This window comes from Neptuniibacter sp. QD48_55 (assembly GCF_047778115.1).
Taxonomy (GTDB): domain Bacteria; phylum Pseudomonadota; class Gammaproteobacteria; order Pseudomonadales; family Balneatricaceae; genus Neptuniibacter.
The window spans coordinates 1245353-1263809 of the sequence record NZ_CP180555.1; the positions used below are offsets into that span (position 1 = coordinate 1245353).

General features: G+C 43.9%; 17 protein-coding genes and 1 pseudogene. 10 read left to right on the top strand and 8 right to left on the bottom strand.

What is annotated here, in order from left to right; genetic code table 11:
- Window positions 1-90 precede the first annotated feature (90 nt).
- Window positions 91-1587, bottom strand: a complete 1497-nt coding sequence (locus ACMXYW_RS05640; RefSeq protein ID WP_415905529.1) for a methyl-accepting chemotaxis protein — start codon at window positions 1585-1587, stop codon at window positions 91-93.
- Between the two features lie 5 nt (window positions 1588-1592).
- Window positions 1593-2120, bottom strand: coding sequence for a PAS domain-containing protein (locus ACMXYW_RS05645; protein WP_415905530.1), 528 nt, complete (start codon window positions 2118-2120; stop codon window positions 1593-1595).
- A gap of 129 nt (window positions 2121-2249) precedes the next feature.
- Here ACMXYW_RS05645 and ACMXYW_RS05650 point away from each other — a divergent pair, with 129 nt between their 5' ends.
- Window positions 2250-2498: a glutaredoxin family protein gene (locus tag ACMXYW_RS05650; protein WP_415905531.1), complete on the top strand. Its 249-nt coding sequence runs from the start codon at window positions 2250-2252 to the stop codon at window positions 2496-2498.
- Here the strand turns inward: ACMXYW_RS05650 and ACMXYW_RS05655 are convergent.
- Complete coding sequence (locus ACMXYW_RS05655; protein WP_415905532.1) at window positions 2491-3288, bottom strand: TatD family hydrolase; 798 nt, start codon at window positions 3286-3288, stop codon at window positions 2491-2493. The two genes, ACMXYW_RS05650 and ACMXYW_RS05655, sit on opposite strands and share 8 nt — an antisense overlap.
- Window positions 3289-3313: 25 nt before the next feature.
- A complete protein-coding gene (locus ACMXYW_RS05660) occupies window positions 3314-5278 on the bottom strand; it encodes a transglycosylase SLT domain-containing protein (RefSeq protein ID WP_415905533.1) in 1965 nt (654 codons plus the stop codon).
- 147 nt (window positions 5279-5425) lie between these two features.
- On the opposite strand from ACMXYW_RS05660, the gene ACMXYW_RS05665 reads away from it, so the two are divergent.
- Entirely contained in the window at window positions 5426-7318 is a 1893-nt protein-coding gene (locus ACMXYW_RS05665; RefSeq protein ID WP_415905534.1) for an ATP-binding cassette domain-containing protein, read from the top strand.
- Between the two features lie 7 nt (window positions 7319-7325).
- Here ACMXYW_RS05665 and ACMXYW_RS05670 read toward each other — a convergent pair whose 3' ends face one another.
- Window positions 7326-7766 (bottom strand): universal stress protein, encoded by a 441-nt coding sequence (locus ACMXYW_RS05670; RefSeq protein WP_415890848.1) that lies wholly within the window; start codon window positions 7764-7766, stop codon window positions 7326-7328.
- Window positions 7767-7992: 226 nt separating this feature from the next.
- On the opposite strand from ACMXYW_RS05670, the gene ACMXYW_RS05675 reads away from it, so the two are divergent.
- Together ACMXYW_RS05675 and ACMXYW_RS05680 are read left to right on the top strand one after the other, a co-directional pair.
- Complete coding sequence (locus tag ACMXYW_RS05675; RefSeq protein WP_415905535.1) at window positions 7993-8511, top strand: hypothetical protein; 519 nt, start codon at window positions 7993-7995, stop codon at window positions 8509-8511.
- The gene (locus ACMXYW_RS05680) at window positions 8511-8735 is read left to right on the top strand and encodes a DUF1653 domain-containing protein (protein WP_415905536.1); all 225 of its coding nucleotides are present in this window, start codon (window positions 8511-8513) and stop codon (window positions 8733-8735) included. Before ACMXYW_RS05675 ends, ACMXYW_RS05680 begins: the two co-directional genes overlap by 1 nt.
- Here ACMXYW_RS05680 and ACMXYW_RS05685 read toward each other — a convergent pair.
- Window positions 8732-9436 carry a DNA topoisomerase I gene (locus ACMXYW_RS05685; protein ID WP_415905537.1) on the bottom strand — a complete coding sequence of 235 codons (705 nt, stop codon included), beginning with the start codon at window positions 9434-9436 and terminating at the stop codon, window positions 8732-8734. The two genes, ACMXYW_RS05680 and ACMXYW_RS05685, sit on opposite strands and share 4 nt — an antisense overlap.
- 277 nt (window positions 9437-9713) lie before the next feature.
- On the opposite strand from ACMXYW_RS05685, the gene topA reads away from it, so the two are divergent.
- Genes topA through ACMXYW_RS05700 form a run of 3 tightly spaced genes read left to right on the top strand, consistent with a single transcriptional unit; the run spans window position 9714 to window position 13149 of the window.
- Window positions 9714-12353: a type I DNA topoisomerase gene (gene topA, locus ACMXYW_RS05690; RefSeq protein WP_415905538.1), complete on the top strand. Its 2640-nt coding sequence runs from the start codon at window positions 9714-9716 to the stop codon at window positions 12351-12353.
- Window positions 12354-12364: 11 nt separating this feature from the next.
- Window positions 12365-12889 carry a DUF6586 family protein gene (locus ACMXYW_RS05695; RefSeq protein WP_415898630.1) on the top strand — a complete coding sequence of 175 codons (525 nt, stop codon included), beginning with the start codon at window positions 12365-12367 and terminating at the stop codon, window positions 12887-12889.
- Between the two features lie 5 nt (window positions 12890-12894).
- A complete protein-coding gene (locus tag ACMXYW_RS05700; RefSeq protein WP_415884094.1) occupies window positions 12895-13149 on the top strand; it encodes a hypothetical protein in 255 nt (84 codons plus the stop codon).
- 93 nt (window positions 13150-13242) lie between these two features.
- On the opposite strand, the gene ACMXYW_RS05705 is transcribed toward ACMXYW_RS05700, so the two are convergent.
- Window positions 13243-13701, bottom strand: coding sequence for a cell division inhibitor SulA (locus tag ACMXYW_RS05705; RefSeq protein WP_415905539.1), 459 nt, complete (start codon window positions 13699-13701; stop codon window positions 13243-13245).
- Between the two features lie 2 nt (window positions 13702-13703).
- Window positions 13704-14312, bottom strand: coding sequence for a transcriptional repressor LexA (gene lexA / locus ACMXYW_RS05710; RefSeq protein ID WP_415884649.1), 609 nt, complete (start codon window positions 14310-14312; stop codon window positions 13704-13706).
- A 144-nt stretch (window positions 14313-14456) separates the two neighbouring features.
- On the opposite strand from lexA, the gene dinG reads away from it, so the two are divergent.
- From dinG to ACMXYW_RS05725, 3 genes and pseudogenes are all read left to right on the top strand, one after another.
- Complete coding sequence (gene dinG / locus ACMXYW_RS05715; protein WP_415905540.1) at window positions 14457-16577, top strand: ATP-dependent DNA helicase DinG; 2121 nt, start codon at window positions 14457-14459, stop codon at window positions 16575-16577.
- Between the two features lie 11 nt (window positions 16578-16588).
- Window positions 16589-17896 (top strand): annotated as a pseudogene (locus ACMXYW_RS05720) (DEAD/DEAH box helicase); the annotation flags it as partial.
- A gap of 325 nt (window positions 17897-18221) precedes the next feature.
- Entirely contained in the window at window positions 18222-18446 is a 225-nt protein-coding gene (locus ACMXYW_RS05725; RefSeq protein ID WP_415884097.1) for a hypothetical protein, read from the top strand.
- The last annotated feature ends 11 nt before the right edge of the window (window positions 18447-18457 follow it).

An 18457-nucleotide genomic window follows, 5' to 3' on the forward strand; every position in this document is an offset into this window, starting at 1 on the left:
TTCCTTGGTCGATCACACTAAGGTGTTAAGGCCTTGGTTCAATAAATGTCATACCGATTGTAGATAAAACACATGTTTTCTGTAGTGTTTTTAACTAGTCATCCGATGACGTTCATCAATCATATCGTCGATATGTTGCAGAATTTTATAGCTCTCTTCTTCAGCATTTCGCATGTGCTCTACAATTTCTTGGCGGATTGATTTGTCTTTCTTCCAGTTCTGGTCACGGTAAGAAACTGCTTTTAAAACAGAGTGATGCACGGCTGCATGAGGTGCATCCATTAACTTATAAGCTTTAGTGTTTTTAAAGGATTCAAAGCCTTCCCCTTCGAAATACCACTGACCTAAACGGCAATCAGTATGGCAAACACTTACAGCCTTTAACTCTTCAGAGCGGTCTTTTGTGTCATCTAAAGCAACATAACCATTTTGTTTAAAAATAACGTGGTCGGCTTTTATTAGGGAACCAAAAGTGCAGTCTTTGGCATAGGCAATATAACGTTGAGTATCCTCTGCGGAGGTCGCAATGTCGGCAAACTGCTCTCGAAATTGCTGAACTTGAGTGTTGATCTCTTCTGCTGCTTGTGAGGAAATTTCCGCTTGCTGAACCATGTCTGCAACCCGTTCACTGAAACTGTTGATGGTTTCTGTTACTTCAATCGCAGCTTCTTTTGTTCGATTGGATAGGGCTTTTACCTCATCCGCTACGACAGCAAATCCACGACCTTGTTCGCCCGCTCTAGCAGCTTCAATAGCTGCGTTAAGCGCGAGGAGGCTGGTTTGATCAGCGATTTCGGTAATGATCGATAAGGATGATGAAACCTTAGTGCTGTCGGCCTCTAAGGCTTTAGTTACCTCGGATACACTGGTTATGTTCGCTGTAATACTTGCGAGAGCGCCGCTCATATTATCGACGCTGCTTTGACTATTGGCAGCGGCTTGACCATTTTTGGCCGCGATGGACTCTACTTGCTCCATCTCTTCAGAAATTTTGACTAAATCGGACTGGTTTCGTCGGAGGTTTTCAATCAAATGACTGGTATTTAGATTATGTAGCTCTGACTTAAGTTGGTTGGAGGCTAGGAATTTTGCACCTTCCTCCATCTTTTCCAGTGATGAGTTAATTTGAGAGAGGGATTTCCTCAAACGTCCGGGCATCCCCTTGTAAAGGGCTTTTCGATCATAACGACCTTCAGCAACATAGCTAAAGCATGCGTCGACCTCTTTGAAGTAGGATTCCACTCGATCCAATAGGTCGTTTAGTTCCCAGGCAACTTTGCCTACTTCGCCGAGCCCAGATACAGATGTGATACGAGTGCTAAAATCGCCATCATTGGCTTTGATCAATGTAGTGTTGATTCGCTCCAAGGCATTTATTGCATAGGCATTAGATTTTAATGTATAGACGGTTAAGGCTATTGCCGCGATCATTGGGATGATTTGCCAATAGGGGGTATCAGCAATAAAAATGCTCCCCACTAAAGAACTTAGTAATAATATGTTCCAGCATATAACTAAGCGCTTAGCGCGAGCCCGTAAAAATGGAACGCCGCGACTGGTGCCGTTGGAAAATTGTTTGTCTGACATTCGCATTATTCTTGGTCCAGCCCCATAACAAGTTCGAAATAGCCTTTGCCTAAGGATTGCAGTTTAGAATTGAGCAATTCGATAGATTTTTCGGCTGCTTGGCTAGCAGGCGTGCGTTTTTCTAGTGCTAGCATCTCAGCATAAATAGGGGTAAGGGTATTTATGGCTTGTGGGCTAGGTTTGCGGCGTACGGAGTAGTAACCTGTAAGCTGTCCTTGGGCATCGTAATCGGGTGTTACGTTGGCAAATACCCAGTAAAAAGAGCCATCTCGGCAGAGGTTTTTTACGTAACCAAAAAACTCCTTTTCTTGCTGTAATGTTTGCCACATAAATTTAAATACACCGCGTGGCATATCAGGGTGGCGAATAATATTGTGTTGTTTGCCTAAAAGTTCAGCTTCGTTGTAGCCGGCAATCTGCATAAAGACGCGATTGATGTAGGTGATACGTCCTTTCGTGTCGGTTTTTGACACGATAAATTCATCATTGTTTAAACGTACTTCGGCGTTTTTCGGTATGATCTGGTTTTTCATTCGCTATATAAATTGATGGTTGCGATTAATTGGCTGCGGACTCTAGCATGCAGATTGAAGACATTCTGTGATCTAGCTCAGGTCTCCGGTCGAACGGTCTGAAAAAGCGAGTTAGCAAGGGTAAATAGGGTGAGAGAGTTGGAATTGATGGGAACCGTCGGTTGCCATTTGTGCGATGTGGCAGAGCAATTGATAGCGTCTTCAGTGGATATGCAGAAGTATGCGATCTATCAGGTTGATATTGCTGATGACGACGATTTAGTTGAACGCTATGGTGTGAAAATTCCAGTGTTGTTGGATTTGGAGAGTAAAGAAGAGTTGGAATGGCCTTTTGATCAATCCCAACTTTTAGAATTTCTTCAACGCATATCTAGTTGAGTCCAAAGAACTTGCATGTAGTTTGATAAATATCGTGCTGTAGTTGTTCTAACTCTGTGCATCTTAGTTCTGCAACCTTTCTCGCTATATGCGGAAGATAGATCGGAAGGTTGCGGCGAGATTTTGGTTTAGGTTTTAGATCTCTAGGAATAAGGTAGGGGGCATCCGTTTCCAGCATTAAACGATCTGCGGGAATATCTTTGATCAGCTTTTGTAACTCTAATCCACGTCGTTCATCACAGATCCAGCCTGTAATACCAATGTGCATATCTAGATCTAGATAGTTATACAGCTCTTCTTTGCTACCAGTGAAGCAATGCGCTACGGCGTTGGGAATGTGGTCTCGGTGGCTGTATAGCATTTCCAGCTGCTTTTTATGGGCATCTCGCTCATGTAGAAACAGAGGTTGTTGGTGCGTGCATGCGATTTCAAGTTGCTTTTCAAAAGCACTGACTTGTTGTTCCGGTGTAGAAAAGTTTCGATTGAAGTCTAATCCCATCTCGCCAGCTGCGACGACACAGTCCTCTTTTAATAACGCGTTGAACTCTTGTAGTTGATTGCCTGTGTGATCTTTTACGTAGTGGGGGTGAACTCCCGCTGTGCAGTAGAGATGTTCAGGATATTTTTGGCATAACTCGATAGCTTGGAGGCTCTCTTCGAGTGTTGTGCCTGTAATGATTAGACGTTCAACACCCTGTTCTAAAGCTTGCTGGATTACATCTTCCCTATCTTTATCAAAACTGCTGTCGGTAAGGTTAACGCCAATATCAATCCAGCAAGGATTAGTCATACAGATATCTTCTTTTGCTATTTGTTTATAAAGCAGTTTTTTTGCTTTGGTTAACGGCTAATAAGGCGATTTGCTTATCGTTAAGTAAGCTTGCTTGCCGACCTTCTAAGCGATCATAAATGACGCGGAATGCTAATACACTTTGAACATATTTGCGCGTTTCTTTAAACGGAATCGTTTCAATCCAGATGTCTAAAGGTAGATCGCCTCGTTGTTTGAGCCACTTAGTTACACGGTGAGGGCCCGCATTGTAAGCTGCTGCTGCATAGGCTGGATTGTTATCGAATTTCTTCAGCATATCACCTAAGTAGGCAGAGCCTAGGGTAATATTGATCTCTGGTTTATCTAACTCTGCATTTTTCTTATACGGCACTTCATGCTTTTTAGCTGTAAGTTTGGCTGTTTGTGGCATTAACTGCATTAGTCCTCGTGCACCAACACGGGATGTAGCGTTGAATAGGAACGCACTTTCCTGACGGGCTATAGCAACAGGGAAGCTTAGATCGAGATCGTTTTTAACCGCATGCTCTTTAAATAGTTTTGCATGAGGGTAAGGGAAGCGAAGATCTATATGGTCCCAACGCTCTGTTTTGGCAGCATTGATGATCGCTTGTAGGTGCCAACCCCAAGAACTGGCTAGGTAACCCGCAAGGTTCTTTTGCTGTTCATCCATCTGAGATAGAGCGAGGCGCCATTCTCGATTCGCTTCGGTCAATCGACCTAGTTTGAATAACTCACCTGCACGGGCTGCAGCAGGTAATTTGGCTAACTCATCCAGTTGCTCTTGAGTTACAGCATCTGATTTAGCGTTAAGCTGGAAAGGACTCTGATTTAACTCTGCTGCTAAGAAGCCATAAAAACTCCGGTCTTTAGCGACTTCGGCGATTTTCTCTTTTTGGTCGGTTTTGGGCTTGAGGTGCCTTTCAGCAATGAGAGACCAATATTGCCATTTAGAATCTTTTTTCTCTTCTTCACTGAGATGGCTAATTGCTTCTACAACCGTCTTCCAATCCTGTTTGGCTAAGGCATTACGAATACGTCGCTCTGTTAGTTCTTCAATGCGGTATTCAGGGTCAAGCTGCTTACTTAGCTTGATCGCTTGGCTGTGATAGGTCCAATTCAGGCGTTCGCCCATGTATAGGCTAACTTTGTCTTGATCAACCTGTGGCATCAGCCCGTCGCGCTTTTTAAGCCAAGACTGAGTGGCTGTTATTGGTTGTTTACGATACCAGCGTTTATACGCGATGGCCGCGGCTATAGGGCGTTGAGCTTTATCAATATTATTTATAGTTGAGCCATCAACAAGTTCTGGAGAATTGTAAAGTTTCCAGAAAAGCTCAGCTTGTTGTTTCTGTTTTTTATCTTTGATCTTCTTGGTTAGGTAACGAGCGAGTTTGATCTCATTTTGTACAACGCTCATCCAAAAACGCTGGGAAGCTTCATTCGTTGTTGGTCGACCGGTTGCCATCCAAGCTTTAAACAGTGGGTCGCATGCTTTAGGTTGGGATTTGCCTACCATCCATAGTTCACGTGCTTTATATAGTGCAGCTTTTTTCTGCTTAGAATTGCCATTGAGTAGCGCTGTTTGTTGTTGGCACTCGTAGCGAACGTTAGTAACTGGGTGGTTACTAAAATGCTTACGGTAGGTCGTCCATTTTTTGTTTTTCGCGAGGTGATTTAACCAAGTACGGTTGAGTCGGTTAGCGATCGGTAGTTCTGGATATTTTTCGATAAATGCAGATACGTTCCCAGAATTGGATTTGTAAAGCCGTTTTAGCTCGTATTGATAATCTAAATAAGGTGCTAAAGGGTATTCATTAAGTGCTTTTCGAGCCTTCTTAAAAGACTGGGTTTTGTTCTGTTTTAAGTAGGTTTCAGCTTGCAAAAATTGTTTGCGTTGTTGTTCTATGGAAGCGTACGAAAGCGGTGCTGTAATAAGTAGCGATGTTAAAGTGAACACACCGGTTGTTGTTTGCCAAAAAGGTTTCATCTTCAAGTCCTATGAATAATCCATTATCACTTTATACGATAGATTAACGGCTTAATTAAATAATAATTTACCTGAATGCAGCATTTTCATGCATATCTGTCGAAAATGAGTAGAATAGCGGCCTCAATGAACAATAGCTGACCTATCATGCCTCTGATTCGACTCGATAAAATATCCATGGCCTTTGGCGCCAAACCTCTACTAGATAACGTTGATTTCCAAATTGATCCCGGTGAAAGGGTCGCTTTGGTCGGCATGAATGGTGCTGGTAAATCAACACTGTTAAAGCTGGTTGCAGGTCACCACAAAGCTGATGGTGGTGAGTTTTGGGTTTCGCCAACGTGTCGAATCGCAGAATTACCTCAGGCTATGCCGGCGGCAGATGAGCGTTTAGTGCGTGATGTAGTTACTGCAGGTTTGGGTGATATCCAAAAGCTACGCCAAGATTATGATGAGCTTGCTGCATCTGAAAATGCAGACATGAAGGTGCTGGATAAGCTTCAGCATCAGATTGAAGCGGTTGATGGTTGGCATTTAGAGCAGCGTGTTCAGCGCGTGATTGAGCAATTGGATTTGCCTGGCGACAAGTTAATGTCTGAGTTGTCAGGAGGTTGGCGTCGTCGTACCGCGTTAGGTGCTGCTTTAGTTCAGAATCCTGATCTTTTATTACTCGATGAGCCTACCAACCATTTAGATATTGAGACTATCGAATGGCTAGAGCAGCAACTGCTTGAATTTAAAGGTGGTCTGTTGATTATCTCTCACGATAGAGCGTTGGTGGATCGCTTGGCGACTCGTATCGTAGAGCTTGATCGTGGCGTGCTGTCATCGTTCCCGGGTAGCTATTCTGCTTACATGGATCTAAAGCAGAAGATGCTTGAGGATGAAGAGAAGCAGAATGCTCTATTCGATAAGCGTCTGGCGCAAGAAGAAACTTGGATTCGTCAAGGTATTAAAGCACGCAGAACCCGAAATGAAGGACGTGTTCGTGCCCTGAAAAAGATGCGTAATGAACGAGCGGACCGACGTGAACGCGGTGGAAAGGCTAAGTTCTCTTTAGAAGAAGCGGCTCGCAGTGGCAAGCTAGTTGCTGAACTTAAAGATGTGTCGCTGGGTTATGCTGGCAAACCATTGTTTAGTAACTTTGATTTTGTCTTACAGCGCGGTGATCGTATTGGTCTTATCGGGCCAAATGGTGCCGGAAAGAGTAGTTTGTTAAGTGTGCTTTTAGGTAAGCAGTCTCCAGATCAAGGTGAAGTGAAGCTCGGTACGAATCTGAAAATTGCATACTTTGATCAGTTACGTGCGCAAGTTGATCCTGAAAAAACAGTGATGGATAACATCGCTGAAGGTCGAGAGAGTATCAGTATCAATGGTCGTGATCGTCACCTGATTAGTTACTTGAATGACTTTATGTTTGCGCCTGAAAGAGCGCGGACGCCTGTAAAAGCATTATCCGGTGGAGAGACAAACAGGGTTTTGCTAGCCAAGCTCTTTAGTCAGCCAGCAAATCTGTTAGTGCTAGATGAGCCAACCAACGATCTAGATATTGAAACGCTAGAATTGCTCGAAGAGATTATTCTAGATTTTGATGGCACTATTCTCTTGGTAAGCCATGACCGTTCTTTCTTGGATAATGTCGTGACTAGTACTTTGGTATTCGAAGGTAATGGCCAGCTCAATGAATATGTTGGTGGTTATCAAGATTGGTTGAGGCAGCGCCCGGAACCTGTCAAACAGGAGAGTAAGCAGCCTAAAGCTGAAAAGCCTCAAGTCAAAGAAGCAGCGCCTTCTCAGCCTGCGAAGAAGAAAAAGCTAAGTTACAAACTACAGCGTGAATTAGATGAGCTCCCCGCTCAGTTAGAACAAGCGGAAGCGGCTTTGGATGCATTGCAAACAGAAACGGCTGCCTCTGATTTTTATCAGCAGGATCACGAATTAGTGAGTCAAAAACTCAGTGAGTTACAGGATCAGGAATCACTGGTTGAGCAGCTGATGGACCGTTGGGTGGAGTTAGAAGCGCTGCAGGAAGGGGAGTAACCCCTTCCTAGTCTTGATCCTGAATTCTGACTGCTAAAACATCACACTTAGCACCATGTAAAACGCCGTTAGCGGTTGAGCCTAGTAGAAGGGCGATACCGTGACGACCGTGGCTGCCTACAATAACCAGATCTATATCATAATCGTCGGCGAGTCGGTGGATCTCTGATTCGGTTTGACCTGTGACCACTAACTGTTCAGTGACTGGATAGTCTAGGGTCTCACAATAGCGCTTGAGCTTCTGCTGGGCGTGTTTATCTAGTTGTTCCTGTATTGAGGTTAGATCCATCGGAACATCGCCCCCATAAGCAAAACTGAGTGGTTCAATAACGTGAACTGCATAGAGCTGCGCGTCGTTCGCTTTTGCAAGTTCATAGGCTTTACTTTTGAGCTGGTCAGATTCGCTTGAGAGGTCTAAGGCTAAAAGTATCTTGGAATAAGTTCCCATAACTGCTTCTCCACTAGCAAAGTGTTTAAGGCTGTTGAGAGTGACTTACAGACTCTTTTAACAGATTAGCATAGAGCGTTGCGGTACGTACTCTGGTAATATCGCGACAGCTGATTTCTATCAATTTTTTAATTGGTTGTGTTACGTCTGAGTGTTTTTCTGCCGTCGTGCACAGTCTTTTTTCAACGATTCCGTGCTTTACGGTATTAGGGCTGAGGGTTTAGTAATGGAGTGGATGGTAATCGTCCTGATCATGATGTCTTTGTTAGGCTCGATGATGTGGGTTATGCCCACCAAAAAGCAAAAATACCAAGCATCTCTGAGGCTCAAGGCAAAAGCACTTGGCTTCCAAATACAACTCGAAAAGATGAAGCCTCCCAGAGCGCAGGGCGAAATGGAACCTGATGAGCGTAATATGACTGCTTATCGTATTTTGCGCGAAGGTTTAAGTCGTGAGCAGAAAAATAGCTTCAATACTTGGCAAGTATTCCGGGTCGAGTCAATTGCAAATATCGGTTTGAATCCTGGGTGGTGCTGGGCTAATGGTGAGCGCACTTTATCTGAGCCGCAATTAGATAAATTAAATGCGCTGTTAGAGGAACTTCCAAAGGGGGTTTTCTCTTTAGAATCAACGCCAGCTTATGTCGGTGTTCATTGGGATGAGGCTGGAAATAGTGATAAAGGTGAAGAGATTATGGAATCACTTTATCAACAGCTTAAAGAATTTAGTGAGGGCAATTTTTGATGTTACCACCGGTTGAAGTACCTGCAGGTCGTTACCAGCACTACAAAGGGCCAGAATACGTTGTTTTAGATGTGGCGCGACATTCTGAAACTGAAGAGTGGCTGGTGGTATATAAATTGGGCTACGGTGATGAATCTACCTGGGTGCGTCCGTTAGATATGTTTGTTGAAACGGTCACACTAGAGGACGGATCTATCGTCCCTCGTTTTAAGAAAATCGATTAAAGAAGGCGATCTAGCGAGTCTGCTAAGGTCCCTTGCGAGCGTGGTTTTCTTGGCTGGATCTCTTCAATTAATTTATCTACTGTATCTAGACGTGGTTTTTTAACCGTATGAGGGATATTGGCTCTTACTAGTAAGGCTTTGGCGTGACGGTAATGGGAAACTGCCGTCATGGAATCTTCGTTCTGCAAAAAACGATTGCCTTGGCTTACATGAGCGTCTGCAACCACTGTTATGCGTAACCAATAAAGTTCCTGTTTATAGCTCTGAGCTAGGGTGGGAGTAATCTTTCCTCCTCTTGCCAGCTGGACTACGAGCTTTTCAGCAAAGTTAATATAGATCTGTGCACGTTTCAGTGCCTTATCACTATCGAAAACCTCAGCAGAGGCAAAAGCTTTATCAGCGGTATCTTTCTGCTGAGTTAGGGAATTAAACAGTTCTGAATCTGGTGCTAACATAGCCACCTCTTCAAGAAGAGAGGTGGCGTGCTCATTAATCTTTTGAATGATTTCTGGTTTACAGTCTGCTTCACGCAGCACAGCAATAGCCTGCAGAATGTGTTCTGCCTGTCCTTTTAGCCAAGTAAGACGCTGATCTTTAGCTTCTTCCTGCTGCTCTCGAGTCGTAATTACAAAATTCACAGTAATGGCGACTAGGCCGACCACTGCGATAAGAATTACAAATAAAAGATTATCGTTAAGCATCAGTAATTTCTGGACGATTAAATTATTGTTAATTATGGTGAATATTGTGGCTTGTAAGTGCTGATAGGTAAAGTTCTTGTTGATCCATTGGTCTACTTTTATCGCAATTGCTGCTTGACCATAGCATTCTCAACACTTATATATGCTCCCAAATATTATTGTTAGTTAAGCGCTAAACTCAAATGTGAGCAGTTTTTGCACAGAAACACCGTTATAAGTTGCAAAAATAGATAGTTCGTCAGCGTTTAACCATGTAGCCCGAGGAAAGAAGGACGCTATGGGAAAATCCCTGGTAATCGTGGAATCACCTGCGAAAGCGAAGACCATTAACAAATATCTGGGTAATCAGTACGTTGTAAAATCCAGTGTGGGTCATATTCGCGACCTGCCAACCAGTGGCAGTACTAAAAAGAGCGATCCTAAAGAACGGGCTCGCCAAGCGGCTCTGACGCGTAAAATGTCGCCTGAACAAAAGGTTGTACATAAAAAGAAGAAGGCGCGTGAACAGCTTATTGGACGTATGGGGATCGATCCTGACAAAGGGTGGGATCCACATTACGAAATTCTCCCGGGAAAAGAGAAGGTTGTTGATGAACTTAAACGTCTAGCTAAGAATGCTGACGAAATCTATCTCGCAACCGATTTGGACCGCGAAGGGGAAGCGATCGCATGGCACTTGCGTGAAGCGATTGGCGGTGATGATACCCGTTACCGTCGTGTTGTCTTTAACGAGATAACCAAGAAAGCCATCTCCGAAGCGTTTGAGCAGCCTTCAGCGCTAGACATGGATCGTGTTAATGCCCAGCAGGCGCGTCGATTCCTTGATCGTGTTGTAGGTTACATGGTCTCTCCGCTACTTTGGGAAAAAGTGGCTCGCGGTTTATCTGCGGGTCGAGTTCAGTCGGTGGCTGTTAAGTTGGTTGTAGAGCGCGAAAAAGAGATTCGTGCATTCATTCCTGAAGAGTTTTGGGAAGTTCAGGCTGACACGCTAACGAAAGATAAAGTTGCACTGAAATTACAGGTGCATCGAATCAATGGCGAAACTTTCCGTCCAGGTTCAGAAGCTGAAACGAAAGCGCACTTAGAGCAGCTTCGTTCGGCTGCATTTGAAGTGATCAGTCGTAAAGATAGGCCGACCAGCAGTAAGCCTTCAGCACCATTTATCACATCAACATTGCAGCAAGCTGCGAGTACGCGTCTTGGCTTTGGTGTTAAGAAAACCATGATGATGGCGCAGCGTTTGTACGAAGCAGGTTACATCACCTATATGCGTACAGACTCGACAAACCTGAGTGCTGAAGCAGTTGCGAACTGCCGTGAGTACATTGGTGATCATTTCGGTAGTAAATACCTACCTGAAGCACCTAACAGCTATAGCAGCAAAGAGGGTGCTCAAGAGGCTCACGAGGCGATTCGCCCATCTGATGTAAATGTGGAAGCGACAGCGCTTAAAAACATGGACAGAGACGCTGAGCGTTTATACGAGCTTATTCGTCGTCAGTTCTTAGCTTGTCAGATGACTCCAGCGAAATTCCTAAGCACGCGTGTAACGGTGTCTGCTGGTGACTTTGAATTAGTGACTAAAGGTCGAATCTTGCAGTTCGATGGCTATACCCGTGTTATGCCAGCGAAGGGCAAAGGCGAAGAAGATATTATCCTGCCGGATGTTCAAGCTGGCGATAATCTAAATTTAGTCGATCTGTTACCTAAGCAACATTTTACGAAACCGGCTCCTCGTTTCACTGAAGCAAGCCTTGTTAAAGAGCTTGAAAAACGCGGAATTGGTCGTCCGTCGACCTACGCGGCAATTATTTCTACGATTCAAGACCGTGGTTATGTAGAAGTTCAGAATCGTCGTTTTTATGCTCAAAAAATGGGTGATATCGTTACAGAACGCCTAGGTGAGAATTTCTCTGATCTGATGGACTACAGCTTCACGGCGCGTATGGAAGAAAGCCTTGATGATGTAGCTGAAGGCAGTGCCGATTGGAAGGCGCTTTTAGATCAGTTTTATGCTGATTTCTCTAAGAAGCTGGAAGAGGCGCAGGATGCTGAGAATGGTATGCGCCCGAATGCTCCTACAGAGACAGATATCTCATGCCCAGATTGTGGCAGGGATATGATGATCCGCACGGGTAGTACAGGTGTGTTCTTGGGCTGTTCAGGCTATAGCTTGCCACCCAAAGAGCGCTGTAAGTGTACAATCAACTTAGTCTCTGGTGACGAAGTTGTTAGCGCTGATGGCGATGATGAAGAAGAATCTCGTATTCTGCGTAAGAAGCACCGTTGTAACCTATGCGGCTCAGCAATGGATTCTTATCTGATCGATGAAAATCGTAAATTGCATGTATGTGGTAATAACCCTGATTGTTCCGGTTTTGAAGTTGAGAAGGGTGAATATCGTATCAAAGGATATGATGGTCCTGTTCTAGAGTGTGATAAATGCACAGCTGAGATGCAGCTTAAAACAGGTCGCTTTGGTAAATACTTCGGCTGTACTGAGTGTAAAAATACCCGCAAGTTGTTGAAAAACGGAGAGCCTGCGCCACCTAAGATGGATCCAGTTCCAATGCCTGAGCTTCAGTGCGAAAAGGTTGAGGATACGTACATCCTGCGTGATGGAGCATCTGGTTTGTTCTTGGCAGCAAGTCAGTTCCCGAGAAACAGAGAAACACGTGCCCCGAAAATTGTTGAAATACTGCCGCATCAGTCTGAGATTGATTCGAAATATGAATTCCTGTTCAGTGCGCCCAAGAATGACTCAGATGGAAACTTGAGTGTCATTCGCTATAGCAGAAAGACTAAAGAGCAGTACGTTATGACCGAGGTCAATGGTAAAGCGACTGGTTGGCGTGCATTCTATCGCGATGGTAAATGGGTCGAAGAAGAGACCCGTAAAAAAGCGAAGAAGAAATAATCGGGGATTTCATGAGCGGTATATATCAGGCACGCACGAATCAGAAGTTGAGCTTTACACGACTTCATCTAGAACAGCTTAAAAAAGCGCAAGATGACACCAGTTGGAGCAAGCATGCATTGATTGAGTCTTATAACGAATCAGTGTTGTTCCACCTGACGTCAGCCTATGATGCTTTTTTACGCGAAATTGCTGAATGGTATAAAGTCGATACGGAAAGCTTTCAAGGCTATCGTGCGTTAGCTGCGGAAATGGCCCAGACCGGCGTCGAAAGCCCTGAGTTGACACAGTTAAACAACCTAGAATCCGATGATTCATCTTGGTTGCATAAAATGATGTCCGCTTATGAAGCCTGCTGGCATGGTTCAGATGCCAAACAAGCAGTGACTGAAACTAACAGTGTTTCTGAAATACATGTGCTGCAGATCAATCCTGATCATGCAGAGGATGGTGAAATCATTACTGAGTATCAAACTTGGTTTGATTCACTGTCGGAATTAGTTAATCGCCTCAGAGAAGGCATGCAAGAGTGGTAAATTAAGTGTCAGGACTAACACCCGAGACCGTGCTTGAAATAATAGAACTTGATGAAGGCGGCCTAGCAATCCGGAATATGGACAGCGATGAAGAGCCGATGATTAAAGTTAATTTTTCAGATGCACTTAAAGAACAGTTAAGTGATCAATATCTAGATGTCGCTCGCGTTATGTTAACCGCAGGCATCCAGATGATGGCGGAATCTGGGGTGGGTTTAGAACAAGAGCCTGAAGAAGAGATCCCTCCAACTATTCATTAAGCAATCTCTGATAATGAGCTTCTCTCAGATAAAGCTCATTATTGGGGTGATGATACTTTAACTAGGCGCCTTTACAAAAATGGAAGCTAATACTTAACTATGTTGACGGCGTCTAATTATAATTCCGTGACTTTGTCCTTTCTTAGCGGCACTTTCTAAGTCGTTAAATTCTTCATCATTTAAGTATCCAGGCCATGATATTACAGCGTGGCTAGTGCCTGTGCTTAGCGCTTGTTTAGCAAGCTCAAAGGTACTATGTTTGTTATCAGGGTTGAGCAGAATGACTTTAGTCAGATCAATGCCTGCCTCAATCAGAAGTTTTTTCGGTAATAACACAGGTGGAGCAATCCACACAAACCAGCGATCATCCTGACTTAGTTGTGCAAGCAATGGCATCAACATTGGGATGTTAGAAAAATTCTCATCTTGGACAACGATTTCAGTCATCGTACCTGCAAGCTGATTAGCTGGCTTTTGCTTAGTGAAAATTTTTTCATTTGCAGATGTGCTCTGCATGATTGCTGTTGTTTGGTTCGCGTGAAATGCCATCATGGTTAGTTACCTCTACGTATAACGCCGACGCTTAAACCTTCTATTGCCAGTGGCTGTTCGTTTAAATCCACTACAATCGGTTCAAACTCTTCATTTTCAGCAATTAGATAAACGATGTTACCTTCACGCTTGAAGCGTTTTACGGTCACTTCATCTTCTATTCGAGCGACTACAATCTGCCCATCCTTTGCTGTTTGGCATTGGTGTACTGCCAGTAGATCACCGTCCATGATGCCTACATCTTTCATACTGCTACCTTTCACCCTTAAGAGATAATCCGCCTTAGGATGGAAGAAGTCAGAGGAGATTGTGCAGTGATCTTCAACATGCTCTTGAGCAAGTATTGGCGATCCTGCTGCTACCTGACCAACAATCGGTAGGCCGCTATTTTCCTCTTCCAATTCAGGTACTCTTATACCTCGTGAAGTACCCGGAATAATTTCTATAGCGCCTTTTTTTGCCAGCGCTTTCAAGTGTTCTTCAGCTGCATTGGCTGATTTAAACCCTAAATCGCGGGCAATATCTGCGCGAGTAGGTGGGTAGCCGGTATCGCCAATGTGACGCTTGATGCAATCCAGAACTTCCGTTTGTCGTTTAGTCAGCTTCATGATCATGTCTGTTTGTTTATACAGTATGTGTATTTTTATACAGTATTTTGAGTTTGTAAAGCAACTTATGTTTTTTTATACAGTATTTTTGTTATTAAACAGTCATAACTGTTAGAATCGCGGCTAGATTTTCGATGGAATACGGTTTTGTTAGATAAGCAGCTCAAGCAAACAATACAGCAGGCCTACAGTACTTTTCTCAATAACAGAGGATTGAAGTCTCGCTATGGCCAGAAGTTGATGATTGCTGAGGTTGCGAAAACTTTGGGCGCTATTACTGCCAATTCTGAAGGCGAAAGGACCGGTGGTCAGCATATCTGCGTCACGGAGGCTGGTACTGGTACGGGTAAGACGATGGCCTATCTTTTGGCTTCTGTTCCTATAGCCCAGCAACGCAAAAAGAAAGTTGTTGTTTCTACAGCAACAGTTGCCCTTCAAGAACAGCTTATTCTTAAAGACCTTCCACAGCTGATTAGCGATGCCGGAATCAATCTTACTTATGGTTTAGCTAAAGGCCGAGGACGATATTTTTGTATTTCCAATGCAGAGAAAATATTGGAGCAACAGAATGAATTAGGCCAAATTGCATTGTATGAAGATGAAGTAGCTCAAAAACTTCAGACCTCAGATATTGATGAGGTTAAATCTCTACTTAGTCACTATGCCTCGGGTGAGTGGGATGGCGATAGGGATGCTTTAAAGAATACAGTGCCTGATGCTGTTTGGCGGTTGTCTACTAGCGATCATATGCAGTGTACAAATCGTCGCTGCAGTAACTTTTCAATCTGTCCATTCTTTAAGGCTAGACAAGAGTTGGATAAATGGGATCTGATAGTTGCCAACCATGATCTTGTTTTAGCTGATCTCTCTCTTGGAGGCGGCGCTATTCTGTCGCCGCCGGAAGATACCATCTATGTTTTTGATGAAGGCCATCACCTAGGCACTAAAACTACGGGGCATTTTTCTTATAGCTTACGTGTTAAATCCAGTATCCGTTGGATGAGCAAAGCAACACGCAGCCTCAATAAATTATTGAATGACGCGTCTGATCACATAGTACTTCGAAATTATATCGAGAAGTTAGCTAACCCTTTTGCAGATATGGAAAATTCCTTGAAGGAAGTCCAACTTCTGTTAAATCAAATACTTGAAGATAAACTCCAAGGCCCAAGTGATCGCTATCGTTTTGCGCAAGGTATGATTCCTGAACCGTTACAGTTGTCCTTTCACAATTTTGCTCAGGCTGCTGAGAGAGTCGTTTTAAAATTTGAGCAGATTGTTGATCTTCTGAAAGAAGGAATGGATGGTGAGTTAGCCGATCTGCCCCTAGCTATCTGTGAAACTTGGTATCCGCAGATGGGTGTGCTTTTATCCCGTATGCAATCGATGTATTGGTTAGCTAAGTCTTACGCTGTATCTGATTCGACATCAGGACTGCCGACGGCACGCTGGATCGTTAAAGTAGATGGTAATGATGGCATTGATATTGAGTGTTGCAGTAGCCCAGTGTCAGCGGCGGAAACCTTACAAGAGCACCTTTGGAAAAACTGCTACGGTGCTGTTATTACTTCGGCCACGCTAACCGCTTTAGGACGTTTTGATCGTTTGTATGCTGATCTTGGCATACCAACGGATAGCCCTTGTAATATATTTATGAGTCCATTTGATTTTCAAAATGCGGCCGAATTGCATGTCCCTGCAATGAAAACCGATCCAGGAAATCCTGATGACCATAATGAAGAAATTTCGGCAATGTTATTGCCAATTTTAGAACAGGGAAGTGCATCCTTGGTGTTATTTAGCTCATGGCGTCAGATGCGGTATGTTCTTGAGCGTATGCCTGCTAGTATATCAGCAGATATTCTTGTGCAAGGCGAACTTGCCAAGCATGAAATTTTGCGACAACACAGAGAGCGTATCGATGCTAATAAACCAAGTGTTATTTTTGGTTTGGCTTCTTTTGCTGAAGGCGTAGATTTACCTGGTGATTACCTTACACATGTAATTATTACGAAGTTGCCATTTGGTGTACCGGATGACCCGGTCGAGGCAACCTACGGTGAATGGTTAGAATCGCAAGGGCGTAACCCGTTTCAAGAATGGGTTATCCCGATGGCATCAATGCGCCTCACCCAGGCTACAGGGCGTTTACTACGAACTGAGAGCGATAGCGGCAAAATAACATTGCTTGATCGACGGTTTATTACCCGTCGTTATGGAAAGCAGCTTTTAGCCGCTTTACCGCCTTATCGGCGAAATTTTTCTTAGGAATTGTTGAATTGAGTACAGAAAATAAATCAGTTGAGCAGACTGAAAGTGCTAACAAAAAAAGAAATTCATCTGCACGTAAGCCTCAACGACGTCGTCGTTACAACAATCGCTCTAAAGCAGTGTCTTGGAGCCCTGAGCAGTTTGTCGTGCCTGAGGTGGACGGTAAAAAGCGTTTCTTAGATTTCAACCTGCCTGATGATGTACTTCATGCGGTTTATGACCTTAAATTTGAATACTGTACAGGTATTCAAGCTGAAACTATTCCTGCTGCACTTGCTGGCAAAGATATCATTGGTAAAGCCCAGACTGGTACAGGTAAAACAGCAGCGTTTCTTCTGGGCATTATTACAGATCTAATTGACTATCCATTAGATGAAAAACCACGTTTAGCTGAGCCTCGTGCTTTGGTCGTTGCGCCTACGCGTGAACTTGCACTTCAAATCGCTGAAGATGCTAAAGGCCTAGCGAAGCACACAGGCTTACATGTCGTTAGCCTAGTTGGCGGTATGGATTATGAAAAACAGCGCCAAAATCTTAAGCGTAAGCCGGTTGATATTTTAGTGGCTACGCCAGGGCGACTAATCGATTTTATAAATCGAAAAGATGTCGATCTATGGAATGTTGAGGTGCTTGTTCTCGATGAAGCGGATCGCATGCTGAGCATGGGCTTTATCCCAGATGTGAGAACGATCGTACGTAACACGCCGCGCAAAGGTAGTGATCGACAAACTCTACTTTACAGTGCAACGTTTACGGATGAAGTGCTTAACCTAGCAGAACAGTGGACTTTAGATGCGGTAAAAATCGAGATCGCACCAGAAATTAAAACAACGGATAACGTAAGTCAGACCGTTTATTTAGTCTCTGGTGAGCAAAAATATCGTTTGCTTCGTAACTACATGGATAAGGATCATGCGGAGAAGGTTATTGTTTTTGGTAACCGCCGTGATGAGACGCGTAAGTTAGCAGATCGTCTATGTAAAGACGGAATTAAAGCTGCGCTTATGTCTGGTGAAATTCCACAGCAAAAACGCGTAAAAACGTTAGAAGATTTCCGCAGCGGTAAAATTCAGGTCCTAGTTGCTACCGATGTCGCAGGTCGTGGTATCCACATTGATGGAGTTACTCACGTATTTAACTATCAGCTGCCAGAAGACCCTGATGACTATGTTCATCGCATAGGTCGTACAGGTCGTGCTGGTGCCACAGGTGCATCAATCTGTTTCGCTTGTGAAGATGATTCCTTCCTGATTCCAGAAATTGAAGCTGAAACAGGCGTTAAGCTGGAATGTGTTCACCCTGAAGCCGAGCTGTTAGCTGAGCCTAAGTCTGCTGTTTCTGAACCCGCAATGGAAGAAGCACCTGAAACTACTGCTGAAGCTGCTGTTACAGAAAAAGAGGGCGAAGAATCAACCGTTGAACAAGCACCGGCTGACGATGCAGAGCTTGAAGAGAAAAAGGCTGAAGAAACTGGCGAAGATAAAACGTCTGAAGTAACGCCTGAAGCTGTTCAGGAACCAAACGCTGACCTAGTAGAAGAAAAAGCAAACGAAGACGTAGCTGATGAAAGTGCGGTTGAGCCTGTTACAGCTGAAGAATCTTCGGTTGAGACAGTAACTAACCCTGAAAGTGATGTTGAAAGTGACAGATCAGGACAAACACAAAACTAATCGTATCGCCTCTATAGCTGCAGTTGTTTTCAGCGCAGTCATTGCAGCTTTAGGTGTGGCAGGTTATCAGCGAACGGAAGATCCATTGCAGCTTATGCTTTTTTTAGGCTTGGCTGCTTTGGGCTATCTAATTGTGATTTACCTGTTTAAAGGCGTTAATAAAGTCCTAGATAGTATGGACGATTCGGAAAAATAGTTGGTAGAAGC